The organism is Caballeronia sp. KNU42, assembly GCF_053760385.1.
Genome location: NZ_CM132388.1, coordinates 678,002 through 695,444, shown reverse-complemented (window position 1 = coordinate 695,444; position 17,443 = coordinate 678,002). Strand labels below are relative to the sequence as shown.

General features: G+C 61.4%; 18 protein-coding genes. 8 read left to right on the top strand and 10 right to left on the bottom strand.

The window, feature by feature from the left end:
- Window positions 1-110 precede the first annotated feature (110 nt).
- The 6 genes from ACSOSP_RS03035 to ACSOSP_RS03010 all read right to left on the bottom strand — a co-directional run bounded on the left by ACSOSP_RS03035 (window position 111) and on the right by ACSOSP_RS03010 (window position 7,411).
- The gene (locus tag ACSOSP_RS03035) at window positions 111-1,652 is read right to left on the bottom strand and encodes a sugar ABC transporter ATP-binding protein (protein ID WP_455309492.1); all 1,542 of its coding nucleotides are present in this window, start codon (window positions 1,650-1,652) and stop codon (window positions 111-113) included.
- Between the two features lie 77 nt (window positions 1,653-1,729).
- Entirely contained in the window at window positions 1,730-2,677 is a 948-nt protein-coding gene (locus tag ACSOSP_RS03030; protein WP_455309491.1) for a sugar-binding protein, read from the bottom strand.
- Window positions 2,678-2,711: 34 nt separating this feature from the next.
- Window positions 2,712-3,782, bottom strand: a complete 1,071-nt coding sequence (locus ACSOSP_RS03025; protein ID WP_455309490.1) for an ABC transporter permease — start codon at window positions 3,780-3,782, stop codon at window positions 2,712-2,714.
- A 15-nt stretch (window positions 3,783-3,797) separates the two neighbouring features.
- A complete protein-coding gene (locus tag ACSOSP_RS03020; protein WP_455309489.1) occupies window positions 3,798-4,775 on the bottom strand; it encodes a substrate-binding domain-containing protein in 978 nt (325 codons plus the stop codon).
- 81 nt (window positions 4,776-4,856) lie between these two features.
- Window positions 4,857-5,894 carry an ABC transporter permease gene (locus ACSOSP_RS03015; protein WP_455309488.1) on the bottom strand — a complete coding sequence of 346 codons (1,038 nt, stop codon included), beginning with the start codon at window positions 5,892-5,894 and terminating at the stop codon, window positions 4,857-4,859.
- Entirely contained in the window at window positions 5,891-7,411 is a 1,521-nt protein-coding gene (locus ACSOSP_RS03010) for a sugar ABC transporter ATP-binding protein (protein ID WP_455309487.1), read from the bottom strand. The genes ACSOSP_RS03015 and ACSOSP_RS03010 overlap by 4 nt, the downstream gene beginning before the upstream one ends.
- Before the next feature lie 275 nt (window positions 7,412-7,686).
- Here ACSOSP_RS03010 and ACSOSP_RS03005 point away from each other — a divergent pair, with 275 nt between their 5' ends.
- Window positions 7,687-8,685 (top strand): LacI family DNA-binding transcriptional regulator, encoded by a 999-nt coding sequence (locus tag ACSOSP_RS03005; RefSeq protein WP_455309486.1) that lies wholly within the window; start codon window positions 7,687-7,689, stop codon window positions 8,683-8,685.
- 39 nt (window positions 8,686-8,724) lie between these two features.
- On the opposite strand, the gene ACSOSP_RS03000 is transcribed toward ACSOSP_RS03005, so the two are convergent.
- Window positions 8,725-9,633, bottom strand: a complete 909-nt coding sequence (locus ACSOSP_RS03000; protein WP_455310825.1) for an AraC family transcriptional regulator N-terminal domain-containing protein — start codon at window positions 9,631-9,633, stop codon at window positions 8,725-8,727.
- A 300-nt stretch (window positions 9,634-9,933) separates the two neighbouring features.
- On the opposite strand from ACSOSP_RS03000, the gene ACSOSP_RS02995 reads away from it, so the two are divergent.
- The 3 genes from ACSOSP_RS02995 (at window position 9,934) to ACSOSP_RS02985 (ending at window position 12,383) form a co-directional block, all read left to right on the top strand.
- On the top strand, window positions 9,934-10,674 hold the full coding sequence (locus ACSOSP_RS02995; protein ID WP_455309485.1) for an SDR family oxidoreductase: 741 nt from the start codon (window positions 9,934-9,936) through the stop codon (window positions 10,672-10,674).
- 27 nt (window positions 10,675-10,701) lie between these two features.
- The gene (locus ACSOSP_RS02990) at window positions 10,702-11,463 is read left to right on the top strand and encodes an SDR family NAD(P)-dependent oxidoreductase (RefSeq protein ID WP_455309483.1); all 762 of its coding nucleotides are present in this window, start codon (window positions 10,702-10,704) and stop codon (window positions 11,461-11,463) included.
- A 71-nt stretch (window positions 11,464-11,534) separates the two neighbouring features.
- Entirely contained in the window at window positions 11,535-12,383 is an 849-nt protein-coding gene (locus ACSOSP_RS02985; protein WP_455309482.1) for an SDR family oxidoreductase, read from the top strand.
- An 87-nt stretch (window positions 12,384-12,470) separates the two neighbouring features.
- Here ACSOSP_RS02985 and ACSOSP_RS02980 read toward each other — a convergent pair whose 3' ends face one another.
- Window positions 12,471-13,070, bottom strand: coding sequence for a septal ring lytic transglycosylase RlpA family protein (locus tag ACSOSP_RS02980; protein WP_455309481.1), 600 nt, complete (start codon window positions 13,068-13,070; stop codon window positions 12,471-12,473).
- Window positions 13,071-13,343: 273 nt separating this feature from the next.
- Between ACSOSP_RS02980 and ACSOSP_RS02975 the strand changes: the two genes are divergently transcribed.
- Window positions 13,344-13,745, top strand: a complete 402-nt coding sequence (locus ACSOSP_RS02975) for a hypothetical protein (protein WP_455309480.1) — start codon at window positions 13,344-13,346, stop codon at window positions 13,743-13,745.
- Window positions 13,746-13,787: 42 nt separating this feature from the next.
- On the opposite strand, the gene ACSOSP_RS02970 is transcribed toward ACSOSP_RS02975, so the two are convergent.
- Window positions 13,788-14,747 carry a GlxA family transcriptional regulator gene (locus ACSOSP_RS02970; protein WP_455309479.1) on the bottom strand — a complete coding sequence of 320 codons (960 nt, stop codon included), beginning with the start codon at window positions 14,745-14,747 and terminating at the stop codon, window positions 13,788-13,790.
- Window positions 14,748-14,856: 109 nt separating this feature from the next.
- Here ACSOSP_RS02970 and ACSOSP_RS02965 point away from each other — a divergent pair, with 109 nt between their 5' ends.
- The 3 genes from ACSOSP_RS02965 (at window position 14,857) to ACSOSP_RS02955 (ending at window position 16,847) form a co-directional block, all read left to right on the top strand.
- On the top strand, window positions 14,857-15,162 hold the full coding sequence (locus ACSOSP_RS02965; RefSeq protein WP_455309478.1) for a putative quinol monooxygenase: 306 nt from the start codon (window positions 14,857-14,859) through the stop codon (window positions 15,160-15,162).
- Between the two features lie 118 nt (window positions 15,163-15,280).
- Window positions 15,281-15,895, top strand: coding sequence for a hypothetical protein (locus ACSOSP_RS02960; protein ID WP_455309476.1), 615 nt, complete (start codon window positions 15,281-15,283; stop codon window positions 15,893-15,895).
- A gap of 178 nt (window positions 15,896-16,073) precedes the next feature.
- Window positions 16,074-16,847, top strand: coding sequence for an alpha/beta fold hydrolase (locus ACSOSP_RS02955; protein ID WP_455309475.1), 774 nt, complete (start codon window positions 16,074-16,076; stop codon window positions 16,845-16,847).
- A 145-nt stretch (window positions 16,848-16,992) separates the two neighbouring features.
- Here the strand turns inward: ACSOSP_RS02955 and ACSOSP_RS02950 are convergent, their stop codons facing one another.
- Window positions 16,993-17,433, bottom strand: a complete 441-nt coding sequence (locus ACSOSP_RS02950) for a hypothetical protein (RefSeq protein WP_455309474.1) — start codon at window positions 17,431-17,433, stop codon at window positions 16,993-16,995.
- Between the last annotated feature and the right edge of the window lie 10 nt (window positions 17,434-17,443).

The following is a 17,443-nucleotide window of genomic DNA, read 5'->3' as shown; positions in this document are numbered from 1 at the left end:
ATGAAAAAGGCTGCGGCGCGACCGGTTTCGAGGTTCGAAGCCGGAGCTTGCGTCTGTCATTGCGCGCTAGACGTTGTGTGACGCGGTGCTTGCACTCCGCCCGCAAACGCCTAAGACACAAACCCCGTTGGCTTGACTTCGGGATGAGCCGGATCGGCATGTTCAAGCGCGGCGAGAGACATGATGCGCTCCTCGGAGGCGTCATCGAAGCTGATTTCTCCCGCCAGACGGCCCGCCCGCATGACAAGAATGCGGTCCGAGATCGTCAGCACCTCAGGCAAGTCGCTCGATATCACCAGAATGGCCAAGCCATCGCGAGCCAGTTCCCGCATGAGCGCATAGATCTCGGCCTTCGTCCCCACGTCCACGCCACGCGTCGGTTCATCGACGATAAGCACGCGCGGCTTCGAGGCAAGCCATTTCGCCAGGACCACCTTCTGCTGGTTGCCGCCGCTCAGCAGGCCGACCAGTTGCTCGACTGTCGGTGTCTTGATCTGGAACCGCTCTACATAGCCTCCAATCATTCGGGATTCTTCCCCCGGCTTGATGAAGCCCCCGCTAGAAATCCGGCCGAGACCCAGGGCCGCAAGGGACAGGTTGCTGCCGACCCCCATTCCGAGTACGAGACCCTGGTCCTTGCGGTCTTCAGGGACCAGTCCGATCCCAAGCTTCATGGCGTCGCGCGGCTTCGCGACGCTGACGGGCTTACCCTCGATCGTGATGGTTCCCGCGGTCGGCGGCGGCGCACCGAAGATGCCCAGCGCCACCTCCGAGCGGCCGGCGCCAACCAGCCCTGCCAGGCCAACTATCTCGCCTCGTCGCAAGTCGAAGGAAACATCCTGGTAGCGCTTGCCGTCGCCGAGACCCTGCACCGATAGAACAATCGGCCTCTCTGCGTTCTCGGGCCGGATGCGCCGCACTTCCGCGAGATCGCGGCCCACCATCAGACGCACCACCTCTTCCGGAGACGTATCGGTGAGCCGCGTCGTGCGGACATGTTTGCCGTCGCGCAAGACGGTAACGGCGTCACAGTTGTCGAACACCTCGCGCATGCGATGCGAGATGTAGAGGATCGTCACGCCTCGGGCACGCAGGTCATGCACCACCTTGAACAGCGTCAGGGAGTCGGCCTCCGAGAGGCTGGATGTAGGCTCGTCCAGGATGAGCAGACGCGGTTCGTGGATCAGCGCCTTGCAGATCTCGATGAGCTGTTGCTGCGCGATCGTCAGGTCTCCGAGCCGGGTGTCGGGATCGAGTGTGATGCCCAGGCGTTGCATGGCGGCGCTGGCCTGTGCGATCAAAGTACTTCGGTCTACCAGCACGCGCGCCATGCGGGGCTCCGCGCCGAGAAAAATATTCTCGGCAACGGTCATGTTCGGCACGAGCATCAGCTCCTGGAAAACGATCGAAATGCCCTTGCCGGCGGCATCCTTCGTGCCGGAGAGCTGCAGTTCCTGCCCGTCGAACACCAATTTGCCCGACGTCGGAGGATGGGCGCCGGCAATGATCTGCATCAGGGTCGACTTGCCCGCGCCGTTCTCGCCCATGACCGCGTGCACGGTCCCCGCCTCCACCGTAAAGGACACATCCTGCAATGCCTTGACGCCGGGATAAGTCTTTGCAATATGTTCAACGCTCAACAGCACGGTCATGGCGGCACTCACTAGCGCTGAGAGAGACGGGACGGCCGGCGCGCAAAGGCCGTCCCGCACGATTGCTTCAGAGCCGCTTACTTACCGGCCGTAAATTTGTCGACGTTCGATGAATCGACAATGTCCACACCTGTGTCCGTGACCGGCGGCACCTTTTCGCCCTTGGTCAGTTTATCCAGTTGATCGATCGAGTCCGTGCCCATGCTTGTCGGCCGCTGACCGACCAGCGTGGTCGCATACCCTTCCTTCAGGAGCTTGATCTGCGAAGGCAAGGTATCGAACGACACGATCACGAACTTGCCCGACTTGAGATCGGCCGCCTTGTTTTTCAGCGCTCGCGTATAGGCTTCCGGTGCGAACATCGGCCAGCCTCCGGCGAAGAAAATACCGTCGATATTCGGGTTCTTGGCAAGGATGTCCTGGATCAACTGCACAGCCGTGCTGGAGTCGTCGTTGCAAGGAAAAGGTGAACCGGATACCTCCTTGAAGCTGCCGCCAAGCTTCGACTTGAAGCCCTTGATGCGGTCGTTCAAGTTCGCCGCCGACAACCCGCCGGTGATCACCGCGTAGTTGCCGCCGTTGGGCAGTGCCTTGGCGAACGCTTCGCCTGCCGACACGCCGCCCGCCTCATTGTTGGTGCCAATGAAGGCAATGCGCTTGGACTTCGGTGCGTCGGAGTCGAAGGTAACGACCGGGATGTTCTTGGCCAATGCCGCACTGATCACACTGCTGATCGAATCGGGATTGTTCGGCGCAATCGCGATCCCCGCCACCTTCTTGGTGATCAGGTCGCGGACAATGCGAGCCTGCTCAGCGTCATCCAGTTGAGCCGGTCCCGTGAAAAGGCACTCCGCCCCAATCTTCGCGGCCTCTTCCTTGCAGCCTTTTTCGGCATCGGCGTAAAACGGTACGCCGAGCGCTTTAGGCACCACGGCGAATACTTTCTTATCGGCGGCGTGGGCTTGTCCTGCGATCCCAAGCCCTAGAACAGCGGCGGCTACGGCTCCGAGCAATAAGCGTGTCATTGTTTCCTCCAAGAGATTGTTATGGGTAAAACACTCACCGGCGTCGCCAGACGCCCTTCCTGAGCTGGTCGATAAACACTGCAAAGACGATGACGGAACCGACGAAGACCCCCTGCCAATAGGCATCGGTTCCAAGCAGGATGAGGCCGTTGCGAAGCACCTCGAGGATCACGGTGCCGACGAAGACGCCGATCACGGTGCCCTCGCCGCCGCTGAGCGCGGTGCCGCCGATGACGGCTGCCGCAATGACGCTGAGCTCCTTGCCCAAGCCCTGGTTGGAGATCGCCGAGGATAGGTAGCTAACCTCAATAATTCCGGCGAGACCCGCCAGCACGGACGACATCACATAGACGCTGATCTTCAGGCGGTCCACATCGAGGCCGGTCAGCATGGCGGCACGCTCGTTGCCGCCGACCGCGTACAACTGACGCCCATAGACGCTGCGCTTGAGCACCACGCCGGCAATGATCGACAAGACCACGAAGATCAGGAACGGCGTGGGCAGGCCAAGCATGTCGCCGCCACCGAGCGCGAAGAACGCATCGCCGTCCGGCCGGAAGCCGTCGATGGCCTTGCCGCGCGTGATGATGAGGGCGAGTGCGCGCGCAATGCTCATGGTCGCGAGCGTCGGCACGAAGGGCAGCATGCGCAGCTTGGTCACGCACAAGCCGTTGAACAGGCCCACTGACGCCGCGATCAGGAGCGTGAGCACGCACGCCGGAACGACGCCCATGCCCGCTTGCATCATCGCGGCGGAGGCGACGGCGGACAAACCCCAGACACTGCCGACCGACAGGTCGATACCACCGGTGATCATCACCGCGGCCTGCCCCAGGACGACGATTCCGACGAACGAGAGGTTGCGCGTGTCGTTGAGGAGATTGTCGACGCTCGCAAAGTTGGGCGCGAAGATCGACAGCGCCACGATCATGATCAGGAGCGCGCCAATGATGCCCGTCTCCCGGGACCGCAGGAGACGGGTACCGAGACCCGCGCGGCGCTTCGTGTTGATTGTTGCCTCAATGGGCTTGTTCATCGCGGGTGCCTTTTGTGCCAATGTCGCCAGGAGATCCGCTCGCGGCGTTCTCCTGGCATTGCGCTTCATGCGGACATGGAAAGCCTAGAACTTCTCTTTGCCGTAGAGCGACTTGGCATTGGCCTGGTCGATGCGTTGGGTGGGCACCAGGATATTGCGGGGAACCTCGGTCGCGCAGTCGATCAGGATCTTCTTGGCGAGTTCAAGTGCCTGGGCGGCGCCGGTCGGGTAGGTGAAGGTTGCAGCCCATTGGCCGTCCGCGACCGCACGGATGCCACCGGACGGACCTGGCAGACCATCGGTGCCAATGATCTTCACCTGGTCCGCCTTGCCCGCCTGCTTGGCCGCGATGTACGCACCGGCGGCAGCAAGGTCATTGCTCGTATAAACGAGCTTGATGTCCGGATGCGACTGCAGCATGGCCGAAAATACGGTCACCGCCTGGTCTTCCATCCAGTCGACCGGCTGCACAGCCACGAGCTTGATCTTGGGATTGCTCGCAATGCCGGCCTTGAATCCCTCAAGACGTTCGATAGCGGGCGACGAACTCGGCAAGCCTTCGAGAATGGCCGCCTCGCCTCCATCGGGCAGCAGCGTCTTGGCGGCCCACTCGCCCGCTTCCTTCGCGATCGCCCGGTTGTCCCCGCCCACGAACGCGGTGTAGTTGTCACCACTCGTCTTGCGGTCGAGCTCGATCACCGGCACGCCCGCCTTGTAGACCGCCGATACAGACGGTGTCAAGGGAGCGGCTTCGAACGGTGAAATCATCAGCAGGTCGACACGTTGCGTCATGAAGTTTTCGACCTGCGACACCTGGGTGTTCACGGTCGCCTGTCCGTCGGCGATAACGAGCTTGAATTTCGGGTAATTCTTCACGAGGCGCTCGAGCTCGTGGTTGACGTGCTCGCGGTACGGCTCCTTGAAGTTCGCCTGGCTAAAGCCGATGACGTAATCCTTGTCCGGCCCGCATTCCTTGGCAAGCGGCTTGCCGCCCGCCGCCCACGCGCTCGACGCAAGAGCGGCGCCAGCAACCAGCAAAGTGGTCCTTAGAACTACTTTCATTTTTTTCGTCTCCGGTCGAAAGTTTTTTATGCGACTGACCTAATGCGACGTCCACTACCTCTTGAAACCACGTCCAACGATTCATCGGGCCGAGCTGCCACGCCCGACAACATAGGTTTGCAATGCGGCGGCTATCACGATGATCGCGCCCGTCGCCAGCAGTTGCATGGCGGCGCTGACGTCGTTGAGCTGCAGAATATTCGCCAGCGCACCGAGCATGACGGCGCCCGCGATCGTACCGATCATGGACCCGGCTCCTCCGAACAAGTCCGTGCCGCCGATCACAACCGCCGCAATAGCGGTAAGTTCATATCCGGCGCCATCGTTAGGGCTGCCGAACGAGAACTGTCCGGCGTGAACGATGCCGGCAATCGCAGCCACAAAGCCGGTTAATGCGTAGACCGAAATCTTGATCGCGCTCACCGGAATGCCGGAAAGCCGGGCCGCCTTTTCGTTTCCGCCGACGGCCACCACATAGCGCCCATAGCGCGTGTTATTGAGCAGGAAGGCTGCCACCACCGCGAGCACGAGGAACACCAGGGTCGCGACCGGGAAGACGCCGCCGATCCGCTCGCCCAGAATCCCGAAGGCCGGCGGTGCGTTTCCGGGCCCGGCGCCATAGTTGATGTTGATGAACGAATTGTTGGACGCGATCAATGACAGTCCGCGCGCCACCTGAAGTCCTGCGAGCGTGACGATGAAAGCCTGAATCCGGAACTTGGTGGAGATCACACCCTGGATGGCGCCGAATACCACGCCCGTCACCACCACCAGCGACAACGTGCTCCACAGGCCCCAACCTTCGTTGACCAACAGGGTTGCGGTCAGCACGGAGCAAAGACCAAGCACGGCCCCGACCGAGAGATCGATGCCGGCTGCGATGATCACGAAGGTCATGCCGAGCGACAGAATGCCGGTTTCGGAAATCGACCGGATGATATTGGCGATGTTGTCCGGCGCGAGGAACAGGATATGCCCATGCCGGCGCGGTGAAAACAGGATGCCGGCGCTCACCACCAGAATGAGCCCGAGCAAGCTCTGAAAACGCACCAGATATGCAAGCAAGCTGCGACGCGGGCGAACCGGCGCCGTGGCTGAGGAGGTTGGAGTTGTGCTCATGCTGCCAGGCCCTCACCCTCGCTGATCCGCCGGACAGCATCCTCGCTGGGAGCCGCGCCAAATTCGTGAATCGTGCAGCCGGCACGCATGACGATGATCCGGTCGCACAAGCCGATCAGTTCCGGCAGTTCGGAGGACGCCACCAACACGCCGAGGCCCTTGTTTGCGAGGCCGCGCAAGCGCCGGTAGATTTCCGCCTTGGCGCCAACGTCGACCCCGCGAGTCGGCTCGTCGAGCAACAGCAAACCTGGTTCGCTCATGAGTTCCTTGGCGAAGACGACCTTCTGCTGATTGCCGCCCGAGAGGTTGACGACCTTGGCTTCGGGACGTCGCGGGCGCACGTCGTAGTCTTCGAGGGCGCGCTTCACGTGGCGTCGCTCGAGTGCTCGCGACACGAGACCAAACGGCGTGACCCGCTTGAGCGTCGACATGACCGCGTTCTGACCGACCGTGTGATTGAGGATCAGCCCCGTGCCGCGCCGGTCGTCCGTCACATAAGCGATGCCTGCACGCCTCGCCGCGCGAATAGTGCCGAGCGCCGCCGGTTTGCCATGCATTTCGACAAGACCCCGCCAGCGCCCGTTTGCGCCGAAGCCATGCAGCGCCGAGAGCAATTCCGTCCGGCCAACCCCCATCAACCCTGCAAGACCCACGATCTCACCGACATGCACGGTCAGTGAAACATCGCGGGGAGCCTGCCAGCCGGCGCGCGGGATGTCGGGATCGAATGCAGCATGATCGAGCCGCAGGATGGGCGCACCAATCTTCTCGGAGCGTGCCGGAAACAAATCGGAAAACGGCCGGCCGACAAGAAGCTGGACGAGCGTCGCTTGCGGTGCATCGGGCGACGTAGTTCCGACCACGGCGCCATCACGCATTACCGTCACGCGATCCGCGATGCGCGTCACTTCCTCGAGCCTGTGAGAGATATAGACGATTCCGACGCCACGCGCGGAGAGCTCTTTCACCACGGTAAAGAGATGGTCCGCCTCGACGGCTGACAAGGCCGCGGTCGGCTCGTCCATGATCAGGATGCGTGCCTTGGCCGACAATGCCTTGGCGATGGCCACGAGCTGCCGCTCGCCCATCCTCAGGCTGGCGACAGGAAGGCTTGCATCAAGCGACACGCCAGCGCGCGCCAGCAGATCCTGTGCTTGGCTGCGCATTGCGGCGCCCGCCAGCACGCCCTTGTTGGTGATCTCATTGCCGAGAAACAGATTGGCCGCGATATCGAGGCCCGGAACCAGGTCGAGTTCCTGCGGGATCATCGCGATCCCCGCGTTATGGGCGTCGCGGGGGGTGGCAAAACGCACCGGGCTGCCGTCGAGCCTGATGACGCCTTCGTCAGGCACCACTGCGCCCGAAAGCACACCCATCAAGGTCGATTTCCCTGCGCCGTTTTCGCCCAGCAGGACATGCACCTCACCGGCTTCGAGGTCAAAATCCACGCCCCGCAGCGCATGCACACCGCCGAAACGTTTCTGGATCCCTCGCAATTCGAGGAGGGGCGCAGTCATAACGCGCCGGACCCGGTTTGCCGAATGAAGACGACCATCTCTTCTCCTGTCTCGATGGATTTCCACTTCTCTTGTTCTAGTTCGGATCCAAGCTTATTCAAAGGCAAGCGCTTGCGCAAGCGCTTGCCTTTCGATGTTTACCCTCATATTCTGGAATATCGCTGCAAAGGTAAGCTCATGGCGCGCCATTCAGAGAACGCTTAATATCGGGCCGCAAATCGTCCTTTCGCGACGTTCTGCGGCAATTCCGTATTCACAGACCTGGGGAGGACGAGATGGCAACCATTGCCGATGTCGCACGGCTCGCGGGGGTCGCGACGTCAACCGTTTCCCACGTTCTCAATGGCACGCGGTTCGTGAGCCCGGAAACCACCAGCGCGGTTCGGGAGGCCGTTCGCGCGCTGGGTTATGCGCCCAACACGGTGGCGCGAGCCTTGGCGCGCTCGACCACGAACACGATTGGCCTTGCCATATCGTCGACGAAAAACCGCTACTTTTCCGATGTGATCAACGCCATCGAGGAAGAATGTTCGAAGCTCGGAATGATGGTGCTGCTTGCGAATACCCGGGACGATCCGGAGTGCGAATTAGACATGGTGGCGGCCCTGCACCAAAGACGCGTCGATGGAATCATCATCGCGCCCTCTTGCGGTCCGAACAACAGCGCGCTCATCTACCTGCGCGAGCAGCGTATTCCTTCGGTGATGGTCGACCGTCTTCCCGATGTCGCGCTCGACGGTGTCGGCGTCGAGAACCGGCAGTCGGTAGCGACCATGGTGGCTCACATGATCGGCCACGGGCACACGCGAATCGGCTTCCTCGCCGGCCAGTCCAATTTCACCACGGCGATGGAGCGCGCAGACGGCTTTCGCGACGGACTGCGCGGCCACGGACTTCCCGTCGACGAAGCGCGCATTTCCATCGGTCACACTGATCTGGCGACGGCCAGGGACGCCGCCACGCGCCTTCTCACCGCGGCCGAACCGGTCACGGCCCTGATCGGCGGCAATAACCTGACGACCATCGGCATCATGCTGGCGGCTCAGGATTGCGGCATGCGGGTGCCCGCTGATATCGCGGTTGCGGGTTTCGACGATTTCGATTGGGCCGATGCCTTCGAGCCTCGCCTCACCGCCATGGTTCAACCCTGCCATGAGATCGGCCGGATGGCGGCAACATTGCTCAAGCGAAGAATCGATTTCGCAGCGGAGGAAACCGAGACCATCCGGCTGCAGCCGACTTTCGCGATCAGGAATTCCTGCGGCTGCAAATAGGGATACGGAGAGAAGCAGCGATGACGTACAGACCACGCGTCAATGAGACGCGGCGAAATCGTCGAGCTTCTCAGCGGGAGAGAGTGCGAACGACGCCCGCATATCTCGCGTCTCATCGACCGGTGAGCGTCCAAAAAAACGCTTGAACTCACGGCTGAACTGCGAGGGACTTTCGTAACCGACGCGCGCCGACGCGCTGGCGGCTGTCAAGCCATCGCGAATCATCAGCAAGCGCGCCTGATGCAGGCGCGTCGACTTGATGTACTGGATCGGCGAGGTCAGCGTGACGGTTCTGAAGTTGACATGAAACGCGGGAACGCTCATGCCCGCCTCCTCGGCGAGCCGGCTGACATCCAATGACTCCGCATAGTCGGTGTGAATGCGCTGCAGCGCTTTCGCCACCCTGCCGAAGCGGCCCTGATGCGCGAGCGCGGCCCTCATCGCCGCGCCTCGTTCCCCGATCAATACCCGGTAGCAGATTTCCCGCACGATTGCAGGACCCAGGATCTCCGCGTCCAATGGAGAGCTCAGCGCTTGCAGCAGGCGCAAGGTCGCTTCGGCGAGATCGCCTTCGAGCGGTGTTGAAAGGATTCCTAACGGCATGCCTGGCTGATGACTTCCGGCGCGATCGATCGCCAGTATCAGGTCGGCGAGCTCGATCAGGTCGAGGCGCAACGACACGGCCAGCATAGGCTCGGACTCGCTCGCTTCGGTTTCAGTCGAGAACGGCAATGGCACGGACAAGATCAGATAATGCTGGGCGTCGTAGACATACACCTCTTCGCCCAGAAACCCCAGCTTGCGCCCCTGACAGACGATCACGATGCTTGGCTCGTACAGCACGGGCGTGCGCCCAAGCGGCCGGTTCGAGCGCATGAACCGCACGCCGTCCAGAGCGGACCGGGTGTACCCCTCATTGGGCGCCAGACGCTGAAGCAGGCTCACCATCCTTGCGGAAACCGGTTTGTCGGTAACTGTCACCAGGGCTCCTCTTTCTCCGGATCAGATGCAGGAATTCTACTGGATACGATCGACGGGCAACATCCACTTCAATAGGAATAGGCAACACCGCGATCGTCCCGTGTATTCGCGTGCGGGCGCCCCGCTCATAAGATGGGTCATCGGCTGCACGGTGCAACCGAAGCGCCCGGGAGAGCGCGCCGCGATTGCCTTGCCCCTTCATGCGCAGGCTTCGCGGCCTCTGCCTCAAGGCAAACCTGCACAGTCTATTGGAACGGAGAACGCGACATGGCAACGCAAAACCATCATCCCAAAGTCATCCTCATCACCGGGGCAAGCAGCGGTATCGGCGAAGCAACGCTCCGGCTGCTCGCCACCCAGGGGCACCGGCTCGTGATCGGCGCGCGGCGCACGGAACGGCTCGCAGCGCTGGCCGAAGAAATCGAGGCAAGCGGCGGCGCGATTCGTTACCGGGCACTCGACGTCACTTGCGCCACCGACGTCAACGCTTTCGCCCAGTTCGCACTGGACGCCTTCGGCCGCATCGACGTGATCGTCAACAACGCCGGCGTGATGCCTTTGTCGCCCTTGAGCGCGATAAAAGTCGACGAGTGGAATCGCATGATAGACGTGAACATCCGCGGCGTACTGCACGGCATCGCTGCGGTCCTGCCGGCCATGGAGCGCCAGGGGTTCGGCCAGGTCATCAACATGTCCTCGATCGGCGGCCTGTCCGTCTCGCCGACGGCCGCTGTGTACTGCGCTACCAAATTCGCCGTGCGCGCGATCTCGGACGGCCTGCGGCAGGAAACCGACAGGATTCGCGTGACCGTGATCTGTCCGGGCGTCGTGGAGTCGGAGCTGGCCGATTCGATCTCGGATGAGACCGCGCGGGCAACGATGCGCGATTTCCGTCGCATCGCGTTGACCTCCGACGCCATTGCACGCGCGGTCGCGTATGCGATCGAGCAGCCGGCGGATGTCGATGTCAGCGAAATCGTCGTGCGCCCGACTGCAAGCCCTTTCTAACCATCCTCGTCTTTACGGAGATTCGCCATGGCTTCACAAGCATCCACCCACCAGCCGTTCGCCGGCAAGGTCGCCATCGTCACCGGTGCGGCAAGCGGCATCGGACTCGCCACCACCGAACTGCTGCACGCGCAAGGCGCCAGCGTGATCGCCGTCGGGCGAGGCGCCAACGTCGAAGCGTTGGCCCGTCCGGGGATCGTTCCGCTCATCGCCGACGTCGCGCATGAGCAAAGCGCAGTGCGCGCGGTGTCCACCGCGATGGAACGCTTCGGCAAGCTGGACATCCTGGTCAACAATGCCGCGATCATCATCAACAAGCCGGTCGTCGAGATGACGCTGGACGATTGGAACGGCATTCAGGCGGTCAATTCCACCGGTGCATTCCTGTTTTCGCGCGAGGCCATGCGCGCGATGATGCCGGCGAAGACCGGCGCAATCGTCAACGTGGGTTCATACGCGTGTTATCAGGCGTTTCCGCTGATTGCCGCCTATGCCGCGTCGAAAGGCGCTCTCGCCCAGTTGACGCGCGCCATGTCGCTGGAGGCGATCGATCACGGCATTCGTGTCAACGCGGTCGGGTCCGGCGACGCGGTGACGAACATCACGAACCACCTCCACGAGGGTGGCCCGGCCTTCCTCGCCGAGCACGGCAAGAACGCGCCGATCAAGCGCGCGGCTGATCCACGGGAAATCGCTGAAGTCATCGCTTTCCTGGCGTCCGAGAAAGCCAGTTATATCGTCGGTGCGGTTGTGATGGCTGACGGTGGCATGAGCGTGGCGCTCAAGTAAGCGCCTCGACCGATTTCTCTCAATTGCTTTTCCTATTTAAATTCGCATTACTTATTACTAAGGAAATTATCATGAACAGCTCTTCAAAAATCTGGTTCATCACCGGCGCATCCAAAGGCGTCGGCCAACGACTCGTGCGGCAACTCCTTGCGCGTGGTGATCGCGTCGCCGCGACATCGCGAACCGTGGCGTCGCTAACCGAAGCGATCGGCCCCGCCTCGGCACAGTTTCTCCCTTTGCAAGTGGACCTCACCAACGACCAGAGCGTGCGGTCCTCCATCGCGCAAACCATCGAAACCTTCGGCAAAATCGATGTGATCGCCAACAACGCCGGCTACGCCCAGCAGGGAACTGTCGAAGCCCTCTCGGACGAGGAGCTCCGGCAAAACTTCGAAGTCAACCTGTTCGCGCCGCTGACGGTACTTCGGCACGCACTCCCGCATCTGCGCGAGCAACGCGGCGGGCACGTGATCAACATCGCTTCGATCGTCGGTTATCAGGGCGGCTACGCCGGCTGGGGCAGCTATGTGTCGAGCAAGTTTGCGCTCGCGGGCCTGACCGAGTCGCTCGCGGCCGAGGTGGCCGAGTTCGGCATCAAGGCGACAGTGGTGTACCCCGGACCGGTGCGCACGGAGTTTCTGTCGAGCGGCGCGCTGGCGGTCGCCAAACGACAGATCGATGACTACACCGAAGCCCGGGCGTCGCTCGATCTGCACCTGGGCACGTTGCACGGTCATCAGGCCGGCGATCCGGACAAGCTGGCCTTGCTGATCATGCAAGTCGTGGACGTTGCCGAACCGCCGTTGCATTTGTTCGCCGGCAAGATCGCCAATGAACTGGCGGCGCAAAAAGCCGCAGCGGTCCAACACGATATCAACGCGTGGAAAGGTTCATCGGAGGCGACGGACTTCGCCGAGTAACGTCAACGTTAAGACTGCGCAGCGCCCGGCAGTGGGCGCTGCTTTTGCGGCTATTTATCGTCGCAGAGTTGAAGATCTGAATACGCTTTACCGCGAGGTTTCCGTGGCGCCGGTGCCCTGCTTCACGCTGCCGTCGGACTGCGGAACTTCCACCGGCTTCACTTCCACGGGAGCGGTGCCGTTTTCTTTCAAACCGAGCTTATCGGCGGTCTTGGGCGATACGTCGACAATTCGACCCTGCACGTAGGGACCGCGATCCTTGATTTCGACCTCTGCGGTTTTGCCGTTTTCCAGATTCGTGACCTTCGCCTTGGTGCCAAGCGGCAGAGTCTTGCTCGCGGCGACATTGGATTGCGGATCCATGTGCGTACCGTCAGCCATCTTCTTCGAGTAAAAGTTCCGGCCGTAGTACGAGGCCTTGCCTTTGCGTGTTTTGCCGGAGCGGTCGAGATGGCCGTGGTTGGCTGCCTTCGCGTTCGCGTGGCTGGTATCGACGGATTCCGACGGTTGCGCCAGAAGCGCCGTGCTCAGGCAGCAACTCAGGCAACATGACAGGACCAGGAACAGAAGCCTTCGAAGCTTGCATCGCCGACCGGACCACTGACCGGGCCACATACGCTGTTGAACGCCAGACTTGTGCGCCACCCATCGAGGCGCCATTTCAACCGGAACACGTTGCGCTTTCATATGAACCCCTTCCGCATCGGGGAGAAGGTTGAGTGGCCGATTCTCCATGGTATGAAGATTCTTTTTAGTTACCACTCCTCTCCAGCCCCACGCAAACCGTGTGCCCGTGATGCGAAGAAGGTGCCGCCTGTACCTTTCGCAGCGCCGGATTTCCGTCGCCGCCGCTGAACCACGCTCCGGACCTGGCAAGAGCAACGGTTCTGCGCCTTAAGACTCCATGGGCCGAGTGCCATTACAATCCAGCACTTCCATCCGATAACCGTGATTCAGGCCATGAAATACCTCCTTGCATTGACACTCGCGACGTTCATGGTGGCCGCAAGCACGGCCGCGACAGCCCAGACATCCGCGGGCAGCGACACGCCCAAACAGGAGTGCGCCATTGGGAATGTCACCGGCGTCGGCGGGTCGGCACAGAGCTTTAGTGAATACCTTGCGACCCCTGACAGAGACAAATATCGCTACGTGACGGACAACCCGCTTCAATGCAAGGTGTCTGACGAAGGCCGCACGTCCGGCTGTATTGGCGTCACCAACCTTAGCCATGAAAAAGTCAGCGTATATGACGATATCGACAGCACGACCATGGCCGTGGTCGCGCGCGTGGAACTCGAGCACGGGACTTACCCGGTGATTATCGTGGTACGAAAGCAGGACGTGCAATGTGAGCAGTAAATGCGCTCACTTTACTAGCGCGCTGTTTCCACAGACAACGCCTCATGGCGCCCGCAACTCGCGCACTCCCTTACCTATGCGCCGCCGCAGCAACGTTCGCAACGTGTGGCCGTCCGCATACCCGACCTGCTCGGCAATGCGGTCGACGGTGAGCTTGGTCGTCTTGAGCAGATGGACGGCGCGCTCGATCCGCAAATCCTGGATGTATTCGACGGGTGTCTTGCCAAGCACCGCGTTAAGACGGCGCGTCAATGTCCTGGTGGTGGTCGCCAACGCATCGGCGACCACGTCGAGCGAGATTGCCGCGTCGAGATGTTCACGCACCCAGCGGTCGAAGCGCTCGACGAGCGGGTCCGAATGGGAAAGATGATCGGAGATCGCATAGGCGGATTGCGACAGCCGCGTATCGAATACGAGGTACTTCGCGACCAGCGCCGCAAGCTCAGGGCTATTGTTGCGGATCAACCAGAGCGCAAGGTCGAGGTGGCTCAGCGCCGCCCCTGCCGTTACCGCACCGCCGCTGGGAACGACAATCCGATGCGCATCCAGGTGGACGTGCGGGTAACGCTGCCGGAACAGCGGCGAGAGCCACCAGGTGGTCGTGGCTTCGCCACCGTCGAGCAAGCCGCTTTCAGCCAGCACGAACGTACCCGTGCAAGCGGCTGCCACGCGGGCGCCGCCACTTCGCCACGAGCGCAGCGCACCTAGCGCATCGACCACGTCTTCGCGTCCCAGCGCAGGCACAAGCGCCTCGCCCGACATGCGGTTGATCGCCGGCATCACCACCCAATCCGGCGCGGCAGCGCCGCTCATATCGCGCACGGGCACCCGCAGCCCAAGCTCGGTATGCACCTCGGGCCGCATGCCGACCACGGTGATATCGAAGCCCGTTGTGGCCACACCCGTCGCGCGCCCAAGGCTGTTGGCCATCGTCAAACTATCGAGCACGGTGGTGAGACCCGTGTCGAACACTCCCTCGAGCGCGAGGACAAAAATTCGCATGGCTGGATTGATACCAAGATTGTCGATTGAGACAGTATTCGTCAATGCACTCTGTTTGTACAGTGTGGCTCACCGCGTGAACCCCTCACGCAGACACTGGAGAACAAAGATGATCACGCACGCCTTTTTTGTCCGACTCGAAGCCAAACCGGGAAAGGAGCAGGCGTTAGCAGACTTTCTTACTGACGGCCTTGAGATGACCAATCGGGAAGCGACCACGCCGATCTGGTTCGCCCTCAAGTTGTCTCCGACGACCTTCGGCGTCTTCGACGCCTTCAAGAGTGAAGAAGATCGCCAGGCACACCTGGCCGGCAGCATGGCCAACGCACTGATGGCGCGCGCCGAGGAGATGCTGGCAAGCCCCCCGTCGATCGAGCCGATCGACGTCCTGGCCATGAAGAACCAACTGGCCTGAATGGTTCGCGCCCCGGCAGCGCACAACGCTTGGCGCCGAAGGACTATCTCAGGCAACTGTGACATCCGCCGGCATCTGGCGTCCCGATTCAATCGCATTCATGTAGATGGAGCAACTCGTGTCGATTCATTTCAAAGTAGGTGTTTTGTTCGCTGCCCTTGCGTTGTCCAGCGTGTCTTTCGCGCAAACGCCTGACGTCAAACCGGAACGGATCCGTGGCGATATCGTGTCGTTCAAAGGCGAAGTGCTGACCGTGCACCGCAACAGCGGCGACACCGTGTCTGTCGATGTCAAGCCTGACGTCGGAGTGTCGGCTTTCAAGCCCGCCAAGCTCACCGACGCCAAGGTCGGTTCGTACGTGGGCACGCCGGCGATCACGGGCAGCGACGGGAAATTGACGGCCACTTCGATGATCGTTTTTCCTGAAGCGGCGCGCGGTACGGCCGAAGGGCATTTCGCTTATGACTTCGGTCCCCAGAGCACGATGACGAATGCAAACGTGGTGTCGGTTGTCACCGGCACGACTGGCCGCGAACTGAATCTGTCGTACAAGGGGGGCACCAGCACGGTGACGGTACCGGAAAACGTGCCTGTCGTGACGCCGGTTCCGGCCAGCAAGGCGGATCTGACGGCAGGCAAGAAAGTGTTCATCGTGGTGACGCCGGGTGCGAGCGGCGTTTATGACGCACACGTGCTGTTTGTCGAAAAGGACGGTTTGGCGCCGCAGTTCTAACGCATGGAGCCGGTCCACTGTGGCCGCTCATGGCGGTGATCTGCCCGCTCGCATAGGATCGCGGATGACCGGGGCAGCGGCCACAAGCCGCTTCGCGCCGTTGACATTGCGATCTTCTTTTCCATTCATTCAATAATCCTCATCGATTTTTTCCGTTTTCTCTATTCAAGGATTGACCATGCGTTTTCCCGCGTTACGGTCTGCCGCGGCGCAAGCCGCCGCTGCACTGTGCCTGCTGAGCTCTGCTGCCGCGCCTGCTTTTGCCGCGCCCGTGAAGAACATCGTGGTGGTTCACGGTGCATTCGCCGATGCCGCAGGCTGGCGTCCTGTCTACAACATCCTGACGAAAGATGGCTACCACGTGACACTGGTGCAACAACCGCTGACATCGTTTAACGATGACGTGACCGCCACGAAACGCGTGCTCGCGAGCCTCGATGGTCCCTGCGTACTCGTCGGCCACAGCTACGCCGGCGCGATCATCAGTGAAGCCGGGAACGACAATCACGTGAAGTCGCTCGTCTATATCGCCGCGCATGCGCTCGACGCCGGTGAAACCATGGCGGACAACGGCAAGAAGTTCCCGGGCGGGCCCATCTCCATCGTCGGGACTCCGGATAATTTTGTCTACCTGAAACCGGCCGACTATCCGTCGCAGTTCGCACCCGACCTGCCCCGGGCTCAGGCCGAGTTCGAAGCCCATGCACAGATACCGCTTGCGGCATCCGAGTTCTCCGCCCAGGTGTCCGATCCGGCATGGAAGAACAAGCCGAGCTGGTACATGGTCGCGAAGGCCGACAAGATCATCAATCCGGATCTCGAGCGCATGTATGCAGCTCGCGCACACGCAACTACGGTCGAGGTCGCCGGTGCGAGCCATGCGGTGTTTGAATCCCATCCGCGGGAAGTCGCGGCGCTGATCGAACAGGCAGCGCAGCAAACTAGCCAGTAGCCGATTGCGGCTTTTCAACGAACACCGGCCGCTCGAACTGTTGGAATTGGGGGCAAGCCGTTCGCTCGACGCCGATATTGGCTTGTTGATTCGTCACCGCTCCTTTGTTTTGGTTTTCGACCATCGACGGCCGGCGGCCAAACAATCAACTCGAGCCAGAAGCTGCGTTGATGGCAGCGGCTTCCGGTCCGCTCAGATAGAGCTCGCGGAACCGCTCGTCAACGTGTTCCCACATCAGTTTGGAAAACAGCATCGCCGCATTCAGAGGACGATGGTTGATCACCACGGAATCCGTTTCACCCGCTTCGTTCAAGTGAGCCACAAGCAGGGTTTCGATTGGCACACCCTGGATCTGCGCACGATAGGACTCCATGTAGAGTCCGTTGCCCGTCTCGCCCTTGTAGCTGTGATGCTGGAACTCGTAGAGTGAAACCGCATGCCTGATCACGGACAGGATGTCGGCGCGCCCCTCGACCGGACGCTTCAGGACGGTTGCTTCAAGCGTTGCATTGTCGGCTAGCGTGGTCAGCCAGCGTGGCGGACTGCCCGCGGGAGCCAGGACGGGCGCCGTATCGTTGAACTTCATGTTGAATTCT

Excerpts from the sequence above, each read along its gene's own strand:
- ACSOSP_RS02985 (WP_455309482.1), top strand. The coding sequence starts at position 11,535 with ATGAACAGCTCTTCAAAAATCTGGTTCATCACCGGCGCATCCAAAGGC.
- ACSOSP_RS02970 (WP_455309479.1), bottom strand. The coding sequence starts at position 14,747 with ATGCGAATTTTTGTCCTCGCGCTCGAGGGAGTGTTCGACACGGGTCTC.
- ACSOSP_RS03030 (WP_455309491.1), bottom strand. The coding sequence starts at position 2,677 with ATGACACGCTTATTGCTCGGAGCCGTAGCCGCCGCTGTTCTAGGGCTT.
- ACSOSP_RS03025 (WP_455309490.1), bottom strand. The coding sequence starts at position 3,782 with ATGAAGCGCAATGCCAGGAGAACGCCGCGAGCGGATCTCCTGGCGACA.
- ACSOSP_RS03010 (WP_455309487.1), bottom strand. The coding sequence starts at position 7,411 with ATGACTGCGCCCCTCCTCGAATTGCGAGGGATCCAGAAACGTTTCGGC.
- ACSOSP_RS02990 (WP_455309483.1), top strand. The coding sequence starts at position 10,702 with ATGGCTTCACAAGCATCCACCCACCAGCCGTTCGCCGGCAAGGTCGCC.
- ACSOSP_RS02950 (WP_455309474.1), bottom strand. The coding sequence starts at position 17,433 with ATGAAGTTCAACGATACGGCGCCCGTCCTGGCTCCCGCGGGCAGTCCG.
- ACSOSP_RS03020 (WP_455309489.1), bottom strand. The coding sequence starts at position 4,775 with ATGAAAGTAGTTCTAAGGACCACTTTGCTGGTTGCTGGCGCCGCTCTT.
- ACSOSP_RS02955 (WP_455309475.1), top strand. The coding sequence starts at position 16,074 with ATGCGTTTTCCCGCGTTACGGTCTGCCGCGGCGCAAGCCGCCGCTGCA.
- ACSOSP_RS02995 (WP_455309485.1), top strand. The coding sequence starts at position 9,934 with ATGGCAACGCAAAACCATCATCCCAAAGTCATCCTCATCACCGGGGCA.
- ACSOSP_RS02980 (WP_455309481.1), bottom strand. The coding sequence starts at position 13,070 with ATGAAAGCGCAACGTGTTCCGGTTGAAATGGCGCCTCGATGGGTGGCG.
- ACSOSP_RS03035 (WP_455309492.1), bottom strand. The coding sequence starts at position 1,652 with ATGACCGTGCTGTTGAGCGTTGAACATATTGCAAAGACTTATCCCGGC.
- ACSOSP_RS03015 (WP_455309488.1), bottom strand. The coding sequence starts at position 5,894 with ATGAGCACAACTCCAACCTCCTCAGCCACGGCGCCGGTTCGCCCGCGT.
- ACSOSP_RS02975 (WP_455309480.1), top strand. The coding sequence starts at position 13,344 with ATGAAATACCTCCTTGCATTGACACTCGCGACGTTCATGGTGGCCGCA.
- ACSOSP_RS03005 (WP_455309486.1), top strand. The coding sequence starts at position 7,687 with ATGGCAACCATTGCCGATGTCGCACGGCTCGCGGGGGTCGCGACGTCA.
- ACSOSP_RS02965 (WP_455309478.1), top strand. The coding sequence starts at position 14,857 with ATGATCACGCACGCCTTTTTTGTCCGACTCGAAGCCAAACCGGGAAAG.
- ACSOSP_RS03000 (WP_455310825.1), bottom strand. The coding sequence starts at position 9,633 with ATGGTGAGCCTGCTTCAGCGTCTGGCGCCCAATGAGGGGTACACCCGG.